Origin of the sequence: Azospirillum picis, assembly GCF_017876115.1 — a bacterium.
Taxonomy (GTDB): Bacteria; Pseudomonadota; Alphaproteobacteria; order Azospirillales; family Azospirillaceae; genus Azospirillum; species Azospirillum picis.
This window is the reverse complement of the sequence record NZ_JAGINO010000012.1, coordinates 20338-36628: the sequence shown is the minus strand read 5'-3', so window position 1 is coordinate 36628 and position 16291 is coordinate 20338. Positions and strand designations below refer to the sequence as shown.

At 64.0% G+C, this 16291-nt stretch carries 15 protein-coding genes and 1 pseudogene; 2 read left to right on the top strand and 14 right to left on the bottom strand.

The window, feature by feature from the left end:
• Positions 1 to 18 precede the first annotated feature (18 nt).
• The 12 genes and pseudogenes from J2850_RS16815 to J2850_RS16760 all read right to left on the bottom strand — a co-directional run bounded on the left by J2850_RS16815 (position 19) and on the right by J2850_RS16760 (position 11288).
• Positions 19 to 1218, bottom strand: coding sequence for an ABC transporter substrate-binding protein (locus tag J2850_RS16815; RefSeq protein WP_209983689.1), 1200 nt, complete (start codon positions 1216 to 1218; stop codon positions 19 to 21).
• 60 nt (positions 1219 to 1278) lie between these two features.
• Entirely contained in the window at positions 1279 to 2877 is a 1599-nt protein-coding gene (locus J2850_RS16810) for a class I adenylate-forming enzyme family protein (protein ID WP_209983687.1), read from the bottom strand.
• Entirely contained in the window at positions 2867 to 3622 is a 756-nt protein-coding gene (locus J2850_RS16805; protein ID WP_209983686.1) for an SDR family NAD(P)-dependent oxidoreductase, read from the bottom strand. The genes J2850_RS16810 and J2850_RS16805 overlap by 11 nt, the downstream gene beginning before the upstream one ends.
• On the bottom strand, positions 3583 to 4278 hold the full coding sequence (locus J2850_RS16800; RefSeq protein WP_209983684.1) for a TetR/AcrR family transcriptional regulator: 696 nt from the start codon (positions 4276 to 4278) through the stop codon (positions 3583 to 3585). Before J2850_RS16800 ends, J2850_RS16805 begins: the two co-directional genes overlap by 40 nt.
• Before the next feature lie 318 nt (positions 4279 to 4596).
• Positions 4597 to 4830: pseudogene (locus J2850_RS16795) on the bottom strand (IS3 family transposase); the annotation flags it as partial.
• A gap of 223 nt (positions 4831 to 5053) precedes the next feature.
• Complete coding sequence (locus J2850_RS16790; RefSeq protein ID WP_211113955.1) at positions 5054 to 5461, bottom strand: RidA family protein; 408 nt, start codon at positions 5459 to 5461, stop codon at positions 5054 to 5056.
• 45 nt (positions 5462 to 5506) lie between these two features.
• On the bottom strand, positions 5507 to 6877 hold the full coding sequence (locus tag J2850_RS16785; protein WP_209983682.1) for an FAD/NAD(P)-dependent oxidoreductase: 1371 nt from the start codon (positions 6875 to 6877) through the stop codon (positions 5507 to 5509).
• Positions 6874 to 7206, bottom strand: a complete 333-nt coding sequence (locus J2850_RS16780) for a (2Fe-2S)-binding protein (RefSeq protein ID WP_209983680.1) — start codon at positions 7204 to 7206, stop codon at positions 6874 to 6876. Before J2850_RS16780 ends, J2850_RS16785 begins: the two co-directional genes overlap by 4 nt.
• Complete coding sequence (locus J2850_RS16775) at positions 7196 to 8317, bottom strand: NAD(P)/FAD-dependent oxidoreductase (RefSeq protein ID WP_209983678.1); 1122 nt, start codon at positions 8315 to 8317, stop codon at positions 7196 to 7198. Before J2850_RS16775 ends, J2850_RS16780 begins: the two co-directional genes overlap by 11 nt.
• A gap of 150 nt (positions 8318 to 8467) precedes the next feature.
• Positions 8468 to 9268, bottom strand: a complete 801-nt coding sequence (locus tag J2850_RS16770; protein WP_209983676.1) for an ABC transporter permease — start codon at positions 9266 to 9268, stop codon at positions 8468 to 8470.
• The gene (locus J2850_RS16765; RefSeq protein ID WP_246513143.1) at positions 9265 to 10254 is read right to left on the bottom strand and encodes an ABC transporter permease; all 990 of its coding nucleotides are present in this window, start codon (positions 10252 to 10254) and stop codon (positions 9265 to 9267) included. The genes J2850_RS16770 and J2850_RS16765 overlap by 4 nt, the downstream gene beginning before the upstream one ends.
• On the bottom strand, positions 10251 to 11288 hold the full coding sequence (locus tag J2850_RS16760) for an ABC transporter ATP-binding protein (protein ID WP_209983675.1): 1038 nt from the start codon (positions 11286 to 11288) through the stop codon (positions 10251 to 10253). Before J2850_RS16760 ends, J2850_RS16765 begins: the two co-directional genes overlap by 4 nt.
• Positions 11289 to 11347: 59 nt before the next feature.
• Between J2850_RS16760 and J2850_RS32325 the strand changes: the two genes are divergently transcribed.
• The gene (locus tag J2850_RS32325) at positions 11348 to 11650 is read left to right on the top strand and encodes a transposase (protein WP_370878944.1); all 303 of its coding nucleotides are present in this window, start codon (positions 11348 to 11350) and stop codon (positions 11648 to 11650) included.
• A gap of 479 nt (positions 11651 to 12129) precedes the next feature.
• Here the strand turns inward: J2850_RS32325 and J2850_RS16750 are convergent, their stop codons facing one another.
• Both J2850_RS16750 and J2850_RS16745 read right to left on the bottom strand, forming a co-directional pair.
• Positions 12130 to 13164 (bottom strand): ABC transporter substrate-binding protein, encoded by a 1035-nt coding sequence (locus J2850_RS16750; RefSeq protein WP_209983673.1) that lies wholly within the window; start codon positions 13162 to 13164, stop codon positions 12130 to 12132.
• A 132-nt stretch (positions 13165 to 13296) separates the two neighbouring features.
• Positions 13297 to 14256 carry a LysR substrate-binding domain-containing protein gene (locus tag J2850_RS16745; RefSeq protein WP_209983672.1) on the bottom strand — a complete coding sequence of 320 codons (960 nt, stop codon included), beginning with the start codon at positions 14254 to 14256 and terminating at the stop codon, positions 13297 to 13299.
• A gap of 334 nt (positions 14257 to 14590) precedes the next feature.
• Here J2850_RS16745 and J2850_RS16740 point away from each other — a divergent pair, with 334 nt between their 5' ends.
• A complete protein-coding gene (locus J2850_RS16740; protein WP_209983671.1) occupies positions 14591 to 16276 on the top strand; it encodes a methyl-accepting chemotaxis protein in 1686 nt (561 codons plus the stop codon).
• Positions 16277 to 16291 lie beyond the last annotated feature (15 nt).

Genomic DNA, 16291 nt, shown 5'->3' with positions numbered 1-16291 from the left:
GGCAACGACCGCCGATCCTCAATCCTTGAGCGAGGCTGGCTCCCAGCCTTCGCCGCGCCAGACGCTGACCTCGCCGCGCAGGTCGACTTGGCCGTCCGATGCGAACAGCCGCCCGTCGGGTTGCGGCGTATAGCGGGTCACGAGTTCGGGGATGTCGGCAACCTTGAGGGCCGCCATCGCCTTGTTGACGGCGGCATTGTCCAGCGAACCGGCCTTCTCGAAGGCGGCCTTGAAGATGTACACGGCGTCATAGCTCAACGCCGTCAATTCCCCCGGCCCCTCGTTGAAGCGCCCGCGATAGGCTTGGTCGAGCGCCTTCGCCTTCTCGTCTCCGAGCTTGACGTAGTCCTCGGTGGTCAGCGGGATGCAGTTGAACACGCCCTCCATCTCCGCTGCCGGGATGTTCTTCAGGACGGTCGAGGGCGGCGAGACCATTTCCCAGACCACCTGCCCGGAAAAGCCGAGCTGCCGGGCCTGCTTGGTGATGAGCGCACCCTCCGCCGGGTAGCCGCGGATCAGCAGCACGTCGACGTTCCGGCCGCGCAGGTTGGTCAGGGTCGCCGAGAAGTCGGTATCGCCGAGCTTGTAGAAATCCTCGCTGGCGGTGGTCACGCCGAGGCCCTTCAGGTCTGCCGCCAGGGTCTTCTGCGAGTTCATGAAACCGGCATGGAACCTGTCGGTCATCATGGCGACCGACTTGTATTTCCTGGCGGAGAACAGCTTCACGACCGCGACGTTGTACCCGCTCGCCGTGGCCTGGTTGCGGAAGATGTTCTTGCCGTTCGTCATGTCGTCGGCAATCGTGCCGTCGATCAGTTGGGTCAGCTTGTCGTTGCGCTCGATGATCGGCTTCAGGGCCGGGGCGACGCCGCTGGCCAGCGGACCGATGATGAAGCGGACATCGGCCGATACCAGCTTGCGCAATGCGGCGACCCCCGTGGTCGGGCTGGCCTGGTCGTCCTCGGTCGCGATGCGGATCTGGTAGGACTTGCCGCCGAGCGTGACGCCGCCGGCCTTGTTGATCCGGTCCGCGGCAAGCTGGATGCCGCGGCTTTCCGGCAGCCCGTAGAAGGTGGCGGGGCCGGTGATCGGATGGATTTCGCCGATGACGATTTCGTCGGCCGCCGACGCGCGGCCGGCACCTGCAGGCAGGGTGCCCAAACCCAGGATCAGGCCCAGGATCAGGCATGTCGCGCGACCTGAACGCAATTTTTCCATTGCGGTTCCTCCCCATGACATTGCTTGAGGCGAGTGCTCGAGGCGCTATCCTGATTTTCCTCAGGTGGCCGGCTGGGCCAGGCTCTTCTTGATCTCGTGCTTCTTGATCTTCCCCGCCGGCGTCTTCGGCAGATCGTCCAGGAAGATCACCTGCCGGGGCGCCTTGAACCCGGCGATGGTCTGGCGGACATGGGCGATGAGCGTTTCGGCGGAAACGTCGCTGGCGTCGTTCCTGACCACCGCGGCGACGACGCGTTCGCCGTAATCGTCGTCGGGCATGCCGAAGACCGCGCATTCCCGCACGTCGGGATGGCCGATCAGCACCAGTTCGACCTCCTTGGCGAAGACGTTCTCGCCGGCGGAGCGGATCATGTCCTTCTTGCGGTCCACCAGATAGACGAAACCGTCCTCGTCGACGCGCCCCAGGTCGCCGGTGTGGAGCCAGCCGCCGGCGAAGGCGTCGGCCGTCGCTTCCGGCCGGTTCAGGTAGCCGCTCATCAGCGCCGGGCCGCGCACGCAGATCTCGCCCAGTTCACCCTGAGGCACCTCCGCCATCCGCTCGTCGAGCAGCGCCACCTGCAGGCCGGGAACCGGGACGCCGATCGACAACGGCCGTTTCAGCGCGTCTTCGGGCCGGTTGATGCAGATGTAGGGGCCGCCTTCCGTCAGCCCGTAGGCGTTGGCGATGCCGAGATCGACGGCCCCCCGCTCGCGGAAGGCCTCGACGATCCGCAGGATCAGCGTGGAGGGATCGTAGTTGGCGTAGGCGATCAGCCGCATCGACGAGAGGTCGGCGCGCTCCCATGCCCGGCTCTCGACCATCTGACGCAGCACCAGGGGAACCCCGAACATGCCGTTGCAGCGGTGCCGCTCGATCTGTGCGACTGCGCTCTCCGCCTCGAACCGTTCGGCGATCACGGCGGCACCGCGCTGCATGAAATAGAGCTTCAGGTAATCCCAGGCGCCGGTATGGAACAGCGGCATGTAGCAGAAGAAGCGTTCGAACCGCCTGATACCGAAGACCGGCAACGCGTTCAGCGCATCGAGGACGGATCTGCGGTGCGAAATGATGGCGCCCTTCGGCCGCCCGGTGGTGCCGGAGGTGTAGAGCACCAGGTGAGGATCGTCCCAGCTCTTCGCCCGCGACACCTGCTTGCGCCACGGCCCGTCGAGCAGGTCATGCCAGGAGATGCCACCGGGCGCGCTCCCCGGCTGGCCGTCCGTGGCGGTGCCGCGCAGGACCAGCCGCGGTTTTTCCGGCAGGGGATCGATCGCCTGCGCGGCGGCGGCGAGGAATTCGCTGCCGACGACCAGCAGCAGCGGCTGGCAGTTGTTGAGGATGTAGGAGATTTCCGCCGGGCGCAGCCACATGTTGACCGGCACCAGCACCGCTCCCATTCCTGCCAGGGCGTAGCCGAGCAGGACATAGTCGCCGGAGTTCCGGTCCAGCACGGCGACGCGGCTTCCGCGCGTTACCCCCTGTTCCGCCAGCCCGTGCTGAAGGGTGGCGACGGCATCGGCGAAGGCCGCCCAGGTCAGGGTCCGGTCGTTGAAGATCAGTGCCGGGCGGTCCGGGGCCCATCGGGCATTGTCGGCGACGATGTCGGACAGCAGGTAGGGAAGTCCGGTGGTTTCGGGTTGCGCGCCGTCATGCTGCACTGAACCCTCCGTCGACGACGACCGTGGAGGCGGTCGTGAAGCTGGCGAAATCGGAGCAGAGGAAGGCGGCGGTGTTGGCGATGTCGTCCGGCCTGCCGATGCGGCCGATCGGCAGCACCGTGGGTTTCGAATAGGCCAGCACCTTCTCGGTCATCGGCGTTTCGATGACGCCGGGGCAGATGCAGTTGACCCGGATGTTCTTGGGGCCGCATTCCACGGCCAGCGCCCGGCTGAAGGACAGCACGCCGCCCTTGGAGGCGGAATAGGCGTTCAGCTTCTCCCAGCCGGTGATGGCGGCCACGGAGGCGATGGTGACGATGCTGCCGGCGCCCTGGCTTTCCATCAGCCGGACGGCGGCGCGGCAGACATAGAAGGTACCGGTGAGATTGACCGCGATCATCCGGTCCCAGAGCTCATCCTCGACGCGGGCGATGGGGCCGTCCTTGGTCGGGTGCCAGATGCCGGCGCAGTTGACGACCGCATCCAGCCCGCCGAATTCCTCGGCCGTCGATGCGAAGGCGCCGTCGACCGAGGCCGCAGACGAGACGTCGCAGACCCGGGCGGTGTGGGACGGGCCATCGGAAGACAGCGCGTCGGCCAGTGCGTTGGCGGCGTCGCCGTTGATGTCGCAGATCGCCACCCGGGCGCCGGCACCGGCGCAGATTCTTGCGACGCCGGCGCCTATCCCGCTGGCCGCGCCAGTGACTAGGATCCGTTTCCCCTTGAGCAGTTCTGGAAGTTGCACGTCTCTTCTCCCTCGAAGCGCACGTTCGGCGCATTTTCTTTTATGATGCCGACCAGCAGCAGGTCGGCGACGTCGGTCGCAACGTCTTCCGCGTTGCGACCCGCGTAGGCGGCCCAGCGATGGACCGTGGAAAGAAGGCCGAGGACGCCGAACATGGCGGTCCTGGCGTCGACGTCGCGGAACTCGCCCGACGCCTTGCCTTCTTCGATGATGCGCGTGACCCAGGCTTCGAACTCGCGTTCGCGCGCGGCCAGGGCCTTGCGCGACAGTTCGTCGAACTCATGGCGTTCGCGCCAGAAGATCGTCAGGAACCGCTGGTTCTCGATGTTGTGAAGCGTCTGGAGCCTGACGAGACGGCGCAGCCTTGCCCGTGCGCCTTCGGTCGAGTGGGCGAGCTTCTCCATCGACAGGAAGAAGTCCGCGGTTATGCTGTCGTAAAGCATCTCGAGCAGATGCGACTTGCTGCGGAAGTAGTGATAGATCGCCGGCTTGCTGACGCCGCAGGCTTCTGCGATGTCGTTCATGGACGTGCCGCGGAAACCCTTGGCATCGAACAGCTCTATGGCGCGTTCGAAGATGATCTGGCGGACGTTGTCCGCACGGCCGGGATCGCCGCTGCGCGGTACCGATTTGATGGCAACGTTCTTGCGAACCATCCTTCCACCTCCGTGACCACAACCTTACCGACCGGTCGGTAAGGAGTCAAGCGGCGATTCCCGATATGGGCTGCTCGAACACAGATTTGAGGCGCGCAGCACCGGGCATGGAGGCTCAGAGTCTGTCTGATTTTAAGGAGAAGCGCACCCCGCATGTCCAATGTATGCGGGCGCACTTGCATGGGTGGAAGTGCTCCAGCAGGGTTCCGATGCGTCGCCATAGGCTTCGAACGAACGTGCCATGATGGTTGACCTCCTACTCAGCCAACCCGTTGCCTGGGGAGCCCCTACCCCGATTCAGACACAAGCAGACAGACCCTAGGTGTTCAGTCCCGGTATTTGATGGTGCGGGTTTTGGGTAAAGCTGGAGGGTTCTTTCTGCCAAGCTCTGCAGACGAACTCGTATGGTGTCAGCCCCTTCAGGGTCTTGAGCCTGCGTGCGAAGTTGTAAGCAGCCACGAAGCCGGTGAGATGTTGCCGGAGCTGGTCGTGGCTTTCATGGTAGAAGCGCTTGACCGTGGTGTCCTTGAGGGTTCGGTTCATGGGCTCGACCTAGCCCATAGTGCATCCTTCCATTCCTGCAGTTGGGATGCACCATTAAACGCCGGGACCAAACACCTAAAATCTGTCTGGCGCTTCAATAAGCACCAGACAGATTTCAATGGTCGCTTCGGCGATTGTCCTGAAACATCCGCTTTCAACGGGTTTGAATACCTAACACCTATCGCGCTCTTCTCACTGAGAGAGGAGTGGTTTTGAAACGCCCTGTCTCCGGTCAGGCTGTCGGAGGCGCTATTGCCGCCGTGACGATGATTTCCACCAGCACGTCGGGAGCTCCCATCTCGCACTGCGCGGTGGCTCGGGTCGGGGCCGCGTTCGGTGCGGTCCACGCGTTCCACACCTCGTTCATCGCATCGAAATCGCGGGCAAGGTTCTTGATCCAGATTTGCGCGGTCAACAGGCGGCTCTTGTCGGTGTCGGCTTGGGCGAGGAATTTCTCAATCTTGGCCAGGGTCTGTTGCGTCTGGCCGCGGATGTCCTGACTGCGGTCGTCGGCGGTCTGGCCGCCGATGAAGACCATCCCGTTGTAAATGACGGCACGGCTGCGGCGCTTGTCAGTCTCAATACGGACGATATCGCTCACGGTTCTTTCCTTCGGCTGAATGTAGACGATGTTGCGCATGGGGTTCTGTCCGGCTAAGTGAAGAATGGCAGGAGCTGGACCGATCTACCGGGTCAGTTCGCCCAGCGTGACCGGCTTGATCGGTGGCCGGATGCGGTAATAGCCGACCTCGTCGGGCGGCACGCCGCGGGTCCCGGCGATCAGTTCGGTGACCGTCAGGCCGCAGAACCGGCCTTGGCACGGACCCATCCCGCAGCGGCCAAACGCCTTGGTCTGGTTGGGACCCTGACAGCCCAACTCGACGTAGCGGCGGATTTGGGCGGCGGTCACCTCCTCGCAGCGGCAGACCAGCACGCCGCCATCCTGCGGGATGCGGTTCTCGTCCCGCGGCCGGTAAAGGGAATCGAGGAAGGGGCGGATGGAGGTGTGGCGCCGGAAGTCCCGCTGCAAGGGGGCGGCCCGGCGGTCGAGGTCGGTCACCGCACCCAATCGGGCAGCGATGGCCAGCGCTGCCAGCCGGCCCTGCACGGCTGAAGCCTGTGCGCCGACAATGGCGCGGCTGTCGCCAGCGACATAAAGGGACGTCTCGCCCAACCGGCCCCAGACGTCGGTAACCGGCTGCCAGCAAAGCTGCTCCGCATTCCAACGGTGGGCGGAACCGGTCGACCAACTGATTTGCGTATTGGGAACGACACCTTGGTGCAGCAGCAGCAGTGACGCCGGAACCTGGACCAGCTTGCCGCCATGGCGGAACGACAGCCCCTCGACCCGCGACTCGCCCTCGACCGCCAAGTCGGTGCAGCCGGAATAGACCGGCACGCGGTGACGCCGCAGGGCTGCCAGCAGCTTGATCCCCTTGGCGAGGTCGCGCCATCCTAGCAGGGCGCCTGTGACATAGCGGGCGGCGTGCAGATGCGCAGACCGGTCGGTCGTATCGACCAGCGCACGGATCGACGCCCCGGCCCGCAGATATTGCCAAGCGAGCAAATAGAGCAGCGGGCCGCAGCCGGCCAGGACAACCGGACCGCTCGGCAGCGCTCCCGCCCCCTTAAGCAGGATTTGCGCCGCCCCCGCTCCCATGACGCCAGGCAGCGTCCAGCCGCGGATCGGGAAAGGCCGCTCCATGGCGCCGCTGGCGATCAGGACATATTTGCCCACCGCTTTGCCCGACGACCCATTGGTCACGTAATCGACGGTGCCGTCGGTCGACACGTTCCAGACGGTGGCGCCGCCGACGTGCCGAGCCCCGCTGCTGCAAAACGCCGATGTCAAGTCGCGGCCAACCGCATAATCCTTTCCCAGCACCTCCAGCCGGTCGGAGGGGGCGGTCTCCACGCCGCGGTAGATCTGTCCGCCGATGGCTGCCTGCTCGTCCAGTAGCACGACGGACAGCCCGTGCGATCTGGCCTCGCACGCTGCCGCCATGCCGGCGGGGCCGGCGCCGATTACCACGAAATCCGCTACGACTTCACTCATGCCACGTCTCCGAGGTTGGCAGTCACGAGATCGGCCGCGCCGTCCTGTCGGCGGATCCGCATACCGTCGCGCACCGGGACGAGGCAGCTCTGCCGGGCCGGCACGCCGTCGATCTCGATCAGGCACTCGAAGCAGACGCCCATCATGCAGTAGGGCGCCCGCGGCGCCTTACCCACCACGGTAGAGCGGAAATCGCGCACCCCGCCTGCCAGCAGGGCCGCCGCCACGCTGATGCCGTCCGGCACCGTCAGGGATTTCCCGTCGATTATGATCGTGACGGTCTTCACGACCGCCGTATGGGGAATTGAAAACAGTGCCTCAGTGGTCATGAGAGAAGCTCTTGTTCGGGTCGGCGAAGCGATCGCTCAGGAATACATCGAAGTCGGGCGGGGCGGCGGTCAGTCCGCCCATCCAAGGTCCGATCACCATGCTGTGGGCGGAGGCCAGGGTAACGCCGCTGTGGCAGATCGCGATGAAGGCGCCAGGGCAGGAGGTCGAGGCCTGATAGACAGGGTAGCCGTCTGGCGTCAGCGGCCGCAGCGCTCCCCAGGCCCGCACCAGCCGCGCCTGCGCCAGCGCTGGAAAGGTGGCTACCGCACGGCGGGCCAGCCACTCGATCTTCTCGGTGGTGGTGCCGTCGTCCAGCCCGACATCCTCGGTGGTGGAGCCGATCTGGACGCTGCCCTCGGCCGTCTGTCGCGCTTTGTTGGTCGGATATTTCAGGAACGGCTTCAACCGTTCGGTAATCAGCACCTGCCCCCGCGTGGTGGTGATCGGGGTCTGCAGTCCGACCTGCGGTGCCAGCTTGGCGTTCCCCAGCCCGGCGGCCAGCACCAGCCGTCCGCTCTTCCAGCTCTGCCCGTCGGTGGCGACGATCTCAAACCGGCCTTTGTCAGAATCGTGGCGGATTTCCCCGACGCTAACCCCGGAGATGACGTCCGCCCCCCTCTCCCTCAGCCCGGCATGCAGCGCATGGAGCAACATCAGCGGGTTGGCATGGCCGTCGAGCGGACCGAAGCTGCCACCAACCACCGCCGGTCCGATGCCGGGCAGGTATTCCCGCAACTCGCGGGGCTCCATCATCTTATAGGGAATATCTCCCGCCTCGCGGTCGATCTTCTCCAGCAGCGAGGCGCGCGCGGTGATCTCGGCCTCGCTGAAGCCCAGCCAGAAACCACCCGGTTGCTGCAGGCCGCTATCGACGCCGGTGAGTTCCAGTAGTTCCTTATGCAGAGCGGGCCACAGCTTGATGGCGTCGCGGGTCCAGCGAGCATAGCGGGGTAGCTTGCCGCCCTTGCTGGACAGCCAGACCAGTCCGAAATTCCCCCGCGAGGCGCGGAAGGCGTTGTCCCCTTGATCGAGGACGCGGACCTTCACGCCTGCCCGCACCGCTCCGTAGGCGATGGCCGCTCCGACGAGGCCGCCTCCGATCACGGTCATACCTTGGTTGTCCATCTACTACTCCAGTCCACGTCTGTCGGAAGGCAAGGCTCGGTTGGTCGCATTCGCCCGTGGGGTGGCGCCGGAAAACCTGCCTGCCTGGCAATCAATCCTTATCGATGCGCGCCCTGGCCGAACCGCCAGCGCGGCCTACTCTCTTCCGCGCCCGACCAGAAGCCGTTCCAGGCCATAGAGGCGGTCGAGCACCAGCATGGCGGCCACCGTCAGGAAGATCAGTACCGTCGACACCGCGGCGACCAGCGGATCGATGTTGTCCTGGATGTAGAGGAACAGGCGGACGGGCAGGGTGGTGGTCTCCGGTGATGCGATGAAGACGGTCATCGTCACCTCGTCGAAGCTGTTGATGAAGGCAAGCACCCAGCCGCTGGCGACGCCGGGCAGGATCAGCGGCAGCGTCACCCGGCGGAAGCAGGTCCAGGACGAGGCGCCGAGAGAGGCGGCGGCATTCTCCACCGCCCGGTCCATGCCGGTCGATGCCGCCAGGATCAGCCGCAGCGCGAAGGGCAGGATGATGATGACATGGCTCAGCACCAGCCCGGCGAAGGTGCCGCCCAAGCCGATCATGGTGAAGAAGCGCAGGAAGGCGATGCCGAGCACGATGTGCGGCACCATCAGCGGCGACAGGAACAGCGCCTGCATCGCCTCGCGCCCGAAGAACCGGTGGCGTGCGATGGCAAGGGCCGCTGGTACCGCCACCAGGACCGCGAAGGTCGACGACACCGTGCCCAGCAGCAAGCTGTCCTTGAAGGCGCGGACGAATTCCGGGTTGTCGCCGATGGCGCGGAACCAGCGCAGCGACAGTCCTTCGGTCGGCAGCGACAGATAGCCCTGCGACGTGAAAGCGACTGCGCAGACTACCAGCAGCGGCGCAAGCAGGAACATGAGGAACAGCGCGGTGAAGATCAGCGCCAGGGGACCGTTGCGGTTCATTCAAACACCTGCTTGTAGCGCCGTTCGACCAAACGGTTGCAGCCGACGATAATCACGATGTTGGCGACCAACAGAAGCATCGCCACCGCAGCTCCCAGCGGCCAGTTCAGTGTGTTGAGGAATTCGTCGTAAGTCAGCGTCGCCGCTACCTTCAGCCGCCGCCCCCCGATGATGGCCGGGGTGGCGAAAGCGCTGGCCGCCAGCGCGAAAACGATGATCGAACCCGACAGGATGCCTGGCATGATTTGGGGGAACACGATGCGGCGCAGGACGGTGGTTGGACTGGCGCCGAGCGACAGCGCGGCATTCTCGACCTGCGGGTCGAGGCGTTGGAGCGAGGCCCAGACCGATAGCACCATGAAAGGCACCAGGACATGGACCAGCGCGATGACGACGCCGGTTTCCGTGTACATGAATTCCACCGGCTGCGACACCAAACCCAGCGCCAGCAACCCCTGATTCACCAGCCCGGTCGGCCCCAGCAGCAGCGCCCAACCCAGCGTGCGCGACACCACCGAGATCAGCAGCGGCCCCAGCACGATCAGCAGGCACAGGCTGCGCCAGGGCGCTCCCATGCGGCGCAGGATGTAAGCCTGCGGGGTGCCCAGCGCGGCGCAGGACAGAGTGACCAGGGCCGCGATGCGGAAAGTGCGCAGGAAAATCTCATGGAAATAGCTGTCGGTCAGCGTGTCTATGTAGTTGTCCAGCTTCCATACGTCGGCGATGCCGCCGTAGAAGCTGAAGCTGTTGAGCGACAGAAGTGCCGTTGCCGCCAGCGGCACCAGCAGGAACGCCGCGCAGACCGCGATGCCGGGGAGGCTGAGGAGGTAGGGGATCCACGACCATTGCCGGCTGGGACGGATCGGCGGGGATGCCGGGGACGGCTTCGCCCCCCTGGTCCCGCCTTTGGCCTGTTCCGCGCCGACGACGGTGGTTTTGTTCGAGGCGACGTGGGCCGGGGAAGTCACGGTCATCTTGCCCTTCATGCCGCCTCCCGCGCGGGCATCACCGCCATGTCCTCCGGCCGCCAGCCGACCATTACCCGTTCGGACTCTTTCGGCAGTATGCTGCCGTCATGCTGACGGATCACCATCAGGCGGCCCGCAGCGGTTTCCACCTCGAACAGCCACTGGGTGCCCTGGAAGACGCGAGCCATCACGGTACCGCTTAGGCCGCCAACATCGACGAAACCGATCTTCTCCGGGCGGACGGCCAGCGCCCCCGGTCCCGGCGGAACCTCCCCGCTGACCGGCCAATGGGTGTCGGCAACGGCAATGCTGGCGCCGTACACGGTTCCCGGCAGCAGGTTGGTGCGGCCGAGGAAGTTGGCGACGAAGGCGTTGGCCGGGCGGTCGTAGGCGTCCTGCGGGGAGGCGACCTGCTGGATGCGGCCCTTGTTCATCACCACCACGCGGTCGGACAGCGCCATCGCCTCCGACTGGTCGTGGGTGACCAGGATCATGGTGGTGCCGATCACACGCTGGATGCGGCGCAGCTCGATCTGCATCTCCTCGCGCATCTTGGCGTCGAGGTTCGACAGCGGCTCGTCGAGCAGCAACAGGTTCGGCCGGATCACCAGGGCGCGGGCCAACGCCACGCGCTGCTGCTGGCCACCGGACATGCGGCGGGGATGGCGGTCGCCATGCTGTTCCAGCCCGACCAGACGCAACGCGTCGGCGACCATGCGGTCGCGATCAGCCCGGTTGGTGCCGCGCATCTCAAGCCCGAAGGCGACGTTCTCGGCGACGGTCATGTGCGGGAACAGGGCATAGCTCTGGAACACGACGCCCAGGCCGCGCTTGTTCGGCTTCCTCGCCAGCAGATCCTGGCCGTCGAGGACGATGCGACCGACAGTCGGGTCGAGGAACCCGGCGATCATCTGCAGGGTCGTCGTCTTGCCGCAGCCGGACGGCCCCAGCAGTGAGATCAACTCCCCCTTTTCCACCGTCAGAGACAGGGCGTCCACGGCGGTCCAGCTAGCGAACCGTTTCGTTAACTGGTCGAGAATCAGATACGGCATACTCACTTCTCCGGACCTAGGCTGTAAACTCATTCAAGGCTTGGGGTTTGAGCGGCGGCATGATTCAAGGCTTTCAAAAGAGGGAGACTGACACGACGCTCAGTCGCTACGAATTGGCCGGCTGCGAATGGTCGATCCCGTCGCCGCTCTTGCCCAAAAAGCCCCATGAGGTGCCGCGTGTGGATGACCGTCGGGTGCTCAACGGCATTGTCTGGCGTTTCCGAACAGGCGCACCATGGGCGGAAATCCCGGAGCGTCATGTTCCTTCAACGACCTGCTACAACTGCTTTTTTCGCCGGCCGAGCCGGGTATGGGATCGGCTTCTCGACGCGGTTCCCCTGGCTCAGGGGACATTGTCATAATCGACCCACCGATGCGCGCGTGCATCAACCCGCCACCACGGCAACAATGGGGATCTGGACAATGGCCGCTTGAGACGCTCGCGCGACGGGCTGACCAGCAAGATCTACCCGCTCGTCGACGCCCAAGGGTCCCATCGCCCTCCGTTTGACAGGCGGTCAGGTCGCAGGCTGCACCGAAGTGAACGCCTCGGCCGAGGGGGTGGCAAAGGAGATATCCTATTGGCGGAGACGGGCTACGATAGCAACGCGCTACAGACGAAAGCCACTGCCTGGAAAGCTTTCGCCAACATCCGACCCAAGTCAAAACGCGAAATAACCTTCGCCTTTTCGATTTTGGTCTACCGGCAGCGGAGCTTTATCGAATGTTTCTTTGGCCAAGTCAAACAGTTCCAAGGCGTCGTCACTTGGATCTGGTGCACAGGTTTATGAGTCGACGGCCGGGATCCCTTCCTGGCGTGGGAAAGGGGGGATTCCAACCATCAGCGCTCGATCTCGCGAGACCAGCGCTTGTTCCAGGCTTCGCGGTTTTCGTTGATGGTGGCCCAATCCATCACCACCAGCTTGTCGATCTCGTCGGAGCCGTAGGGCAGGCCCACCCGCTCTTTCTCATCCAGCTTGACCGTTTTGTTAACCGGACCGAAGCCGGCACCGATCGCCAGCGCTTTCTGCGCATCCGGACTTAGCACGTATTGGATGAAGGCTTGCGCCTCCTTGGCGTGCCGGCTGCCTGCGATCGGGCAGGCGGCGGATCCGAGCGCCACTCCGCCCTCCTTGGGATATACGAAGCCAGCCGGGAAGCCGGTGTCGGTCAGCGCCTTGGCGCGTCCCGAGCCCCAGACAGCGATCACCGCCTGATTGCTCTGGAACATCTCGCTGATCTTGCCGTGAGAGGGTTCGTAAGCCAATACGTTCGGGTTGATCTTTTCCTTGAAGACCCTGAATCCAGGGTCGATGTTCTTTTCCCCACCGCCGTTCAACCGCGCTGTCATGACGAGAGCATGCATGCCGTAGGTGCCCTTGATCGGCGTCATCACCAGCTTCTTGCGGAATACCGGATTTTCGATGTCCTTCCAAGAGCTTGGGGCCGGAATGTTGTTCTCCGCGAACCACGCCTTGTTGTAGGTAAGGCCGGTGCCAGTCAGGCCGAAATTCACCGCTTTGCCCGACGGTATCTGCGCCAGATCGTAGAGTTGATCGTAGACTGGCGCCTTTTGCAGGTCGGCGCAGAATCCCAGTGCCACCGCCTGATACATCGGCCCGTCGTCAAGGAAAGCGACGTCGATCTGCTGGTTGCCCTTTTGTGCCTGGAGTTTAGCCAGCGTATCGGCAGAGTTGCCGGCGACATACTCGACCTTGACGCCGGTTGCCTTCTCGAACGGCGGGATAACCTCCTTGCGCATTGTATGCTCAAAGGACGCGCCATAGGCCGCGACATAGATCGTTCTATCCTGGGCCGCCGCCGCGCTGCACCACAGGGCTGTTGTCACCAAGAGGCTGTGAGCCACTGATTTCATTGCCGAATCTCCTGATCATCCCTGTCCGTTGGTCGATGCGCCTTCTTGTGGACAACGTCCCTCGTCTTGTCTGACGCCGGCAAAGGTTGGCAGCACCATCACATAAGGGTCAAATCGAATTCCGGCACATCATTATCCACCGATATTATAATCGAAGATTCCCAACCGCTTCGCCGTCTCGTCCGGGTCGCCGATCTCGGCGCGGAAGCGCTTGGTTTGCTCCAGGAATCCAGCCAGAAACTCTTCCGCGATCATCGATAACGGGTTCTGGGCGGAATGTAAGATGGTGACGTCGAAATCAACGCGCGGCGCAAAGGGTCGAACGACCAGACCGTGATGGGCATACTCGTAAGCGGAAAAGGGATCGACGATCGAGACCCCATAGCCAGCGGCGACCATGGCACAGTTGGTCATGGTCAGTTGCACCTCCGCATACATGATCCGGGACACCTCATGAGCCGCGAAGACAGCATCGACGCGGTGGCGGAACAGCGTCCCCGTCGTGTTGGAAATGAAACGCTCCCCAGCGAAATCGCCGGGAACCAGCACCTGCTTGGCGGTTAGCGGGTGGTCGGGCGGAAGGATCGCGACGGACGGCAGGCCGCCCGGGATCCTCTTGACGGTCACGGCGATGTGATTGGTGGTGGCGTTGGCGAAGCCGAGTTCGCATTGCCCCGTCGCCACCCATTCCAAGATGGTGGGCGAGGTACTACCGCGCAAATTGATGTCGACCAGCGGCCTTTCCGCCAGGAAGCTGGCCAGATAGCGGGGAAGGAAGCCGGCACCCAATGCCGGCATGGAGGCAATGCGCAGCGTGCCGGTGCGCCGGGCGGTGAGATCGCGGGCGGTCTGTTCGATCAGGTCGAGCCCGACGAAGGACCGGTCGACGACCCGGAACAGGGACATCGCCTCGCTGGTCGGGGTGACCCGCGGACCGCGCCGTTCGAACAGTTTTAGCTTCAAGGCATGCTGCAGGTCGCTAATCAGACGGCTCACTGCCGGCTGAGAGACGTTCATCAACTCCGCCGCTGAGGTGATGCCGCCAGTTAGCATGATAGCCCGGAAAGCCTCGATCTGCCGTAGATTGATCATCCGTTTCGCTCCTTCTGTAGCCTGTGTCCGGTGGGCGCTGGCTCATAACATTTTCACATAAAAACCCTTCGCGATATGATTTGACATCGACAATGGAGCCGGTAATTGTGATCAAATAATGCCTGATCAATGATCTCCGCAAGGTACAATCGAAAAGTGAAAAAAACTCGATGGGGCATGCCATTTTTAAAATAGCATTGGTTTTCGAGTATCCTTAAATTGTTATTTTATTTGGGTGGAAGCTTCGCATTTCCCCCGTTTGTTTGTCTTGATAATGCCTCCTGGCGCCGCCGTCTGTACTTTGAGATATCAATCCGCAACAATGGAGCGTGCGATGCGCTGGCTCACGAACATCAGCCTATCGGCGAAGATTCTGCTGTCGCTGGGCCTTCTGGCGTTGTTCAGCGTGGGCATCACAGTACGCGCAATCAACGCGCTGGAGACCTTGAACCAGCGCACCCAGTCGATCGTCGGCACCGACGCCCGCGGTCTGTTCCTCACCATGCAGATGGCAGAGGCGATGAGCCGCACCCACCGCACCATCCTGGCCTACTACGCCTCCGAGGAGCCTGAAGAGATCAAGCGCCTGAACCGGGAGGCGGAAGCCAGCCTGCACGTGCTCGCACAGCAGCTCCAGGACAACAGTAGCTTCTTCGCCGCCGTGGACGCCGCAAGCTATCAGGTGATCGAGGCCGAGCTCGGCGGCTACATTGCCCTGATCGACAAGGTGCGCGACGCCCTGATGACCTACCAAAGCCGCGACGCCTATAAGCTGCTGACGGACGCCTCCACCGCTTTCGCCCGGGTTGACGAGGCGTTGCGTGGCGTGGTGATCGGCCGGCAGGAGAACCTGACAGCTAAGGCCGCCGCCTCCCAATCCGACTACGACGCCACCCTGCTGACGTTGCTGCTGGTATCGGTTGCCGGCCTGATCCTGGCCACCGCAGCCGCTCTGCTGCTGGTCCGCATGCAGATCACCGGACCCTTGGGGCGCCTGATCAAAGCTATGCAGGCGCTGGAGGCCGGGCGGCTAGAGGTCGCGATCGATACTGCACCCCGGCGCGACGAGATCGGTCGGATAACCCAGGCGGTCCGCCTGTTCCGCGAGCACGCCCTGGCGGTGCGCCGCTTAGAGGAGGAGAAGCAGGAGGCTGGCCGCAGGGCCGAGGCCGACAAGCGCGGCGCGTTGTCGGAGATGGCCGACCGCTTCGCCGCCGATGTCGGCAGCGTGGTCGAACTGGTGGCCGGCGAGGTCGGACGGATGAGCGGCGCCGCCCTGAAGCTCGCCGGTGCGGCCGGTCAGGTCAGCGAGCAGTCTGGCTCCGCTGACCGGGCGGCAGGCCAAGCCAGCGCCAACGTACAGGCGGTAGCGGCCGCGGCAGAGGAGCTGTCGATGTCGATCCGGGAGATTAGCCTGCAGGTGCTGCAATCATCCGGCGTAACCGGCCGTGCGGCCGCGATGGCGCAGCAGACCAACGAGGGAGTGGCGGGCCTGCGCGAGGCGGCGGGCAAGGTCGGTACGGTGGTCGACATGATCCAGGCGATCGCCCGTCAGACCAACCTGCTTGCGTTGAACGCGACGATCGAGGCGAGCCGGGCCGGCGAAGCTGGCAAAGGCTTCGCAGTGGTGGCGAGCGAGGTAAAGAGCCTGGCCAGCCAGACGGCGCGGGCGACGGAGGAGATCGCCAGCCAGATCAAGGCGATCCAAGGCGAGACAGTGCGGGCGGCCGAGGCAATTCAGACGATCGCCGAGATCATAAAGGAGGTGAATGTGATCTCGGCATCAATCGCAGCGGCGGTGGAGGAGCAGTCGACAGCGACGGCCAGCATCACGCGGCACGTGCTACAGGCAGCCGATGGAACGCGAGCAGTGTCGCAGACGATTGGGCAGGTGACGATAGCGGCGGATGCAGCAGGCAGGGCGACGGCAGAGGTGGGCTGCGCCACCGAAGCGTTGTTGGCCCAGTCCGACGGGCTGCAGGATCGCGTGGCCTTCTTCCTCACTCAGCTACGGGCGTGATCCGCGGAGTAGATA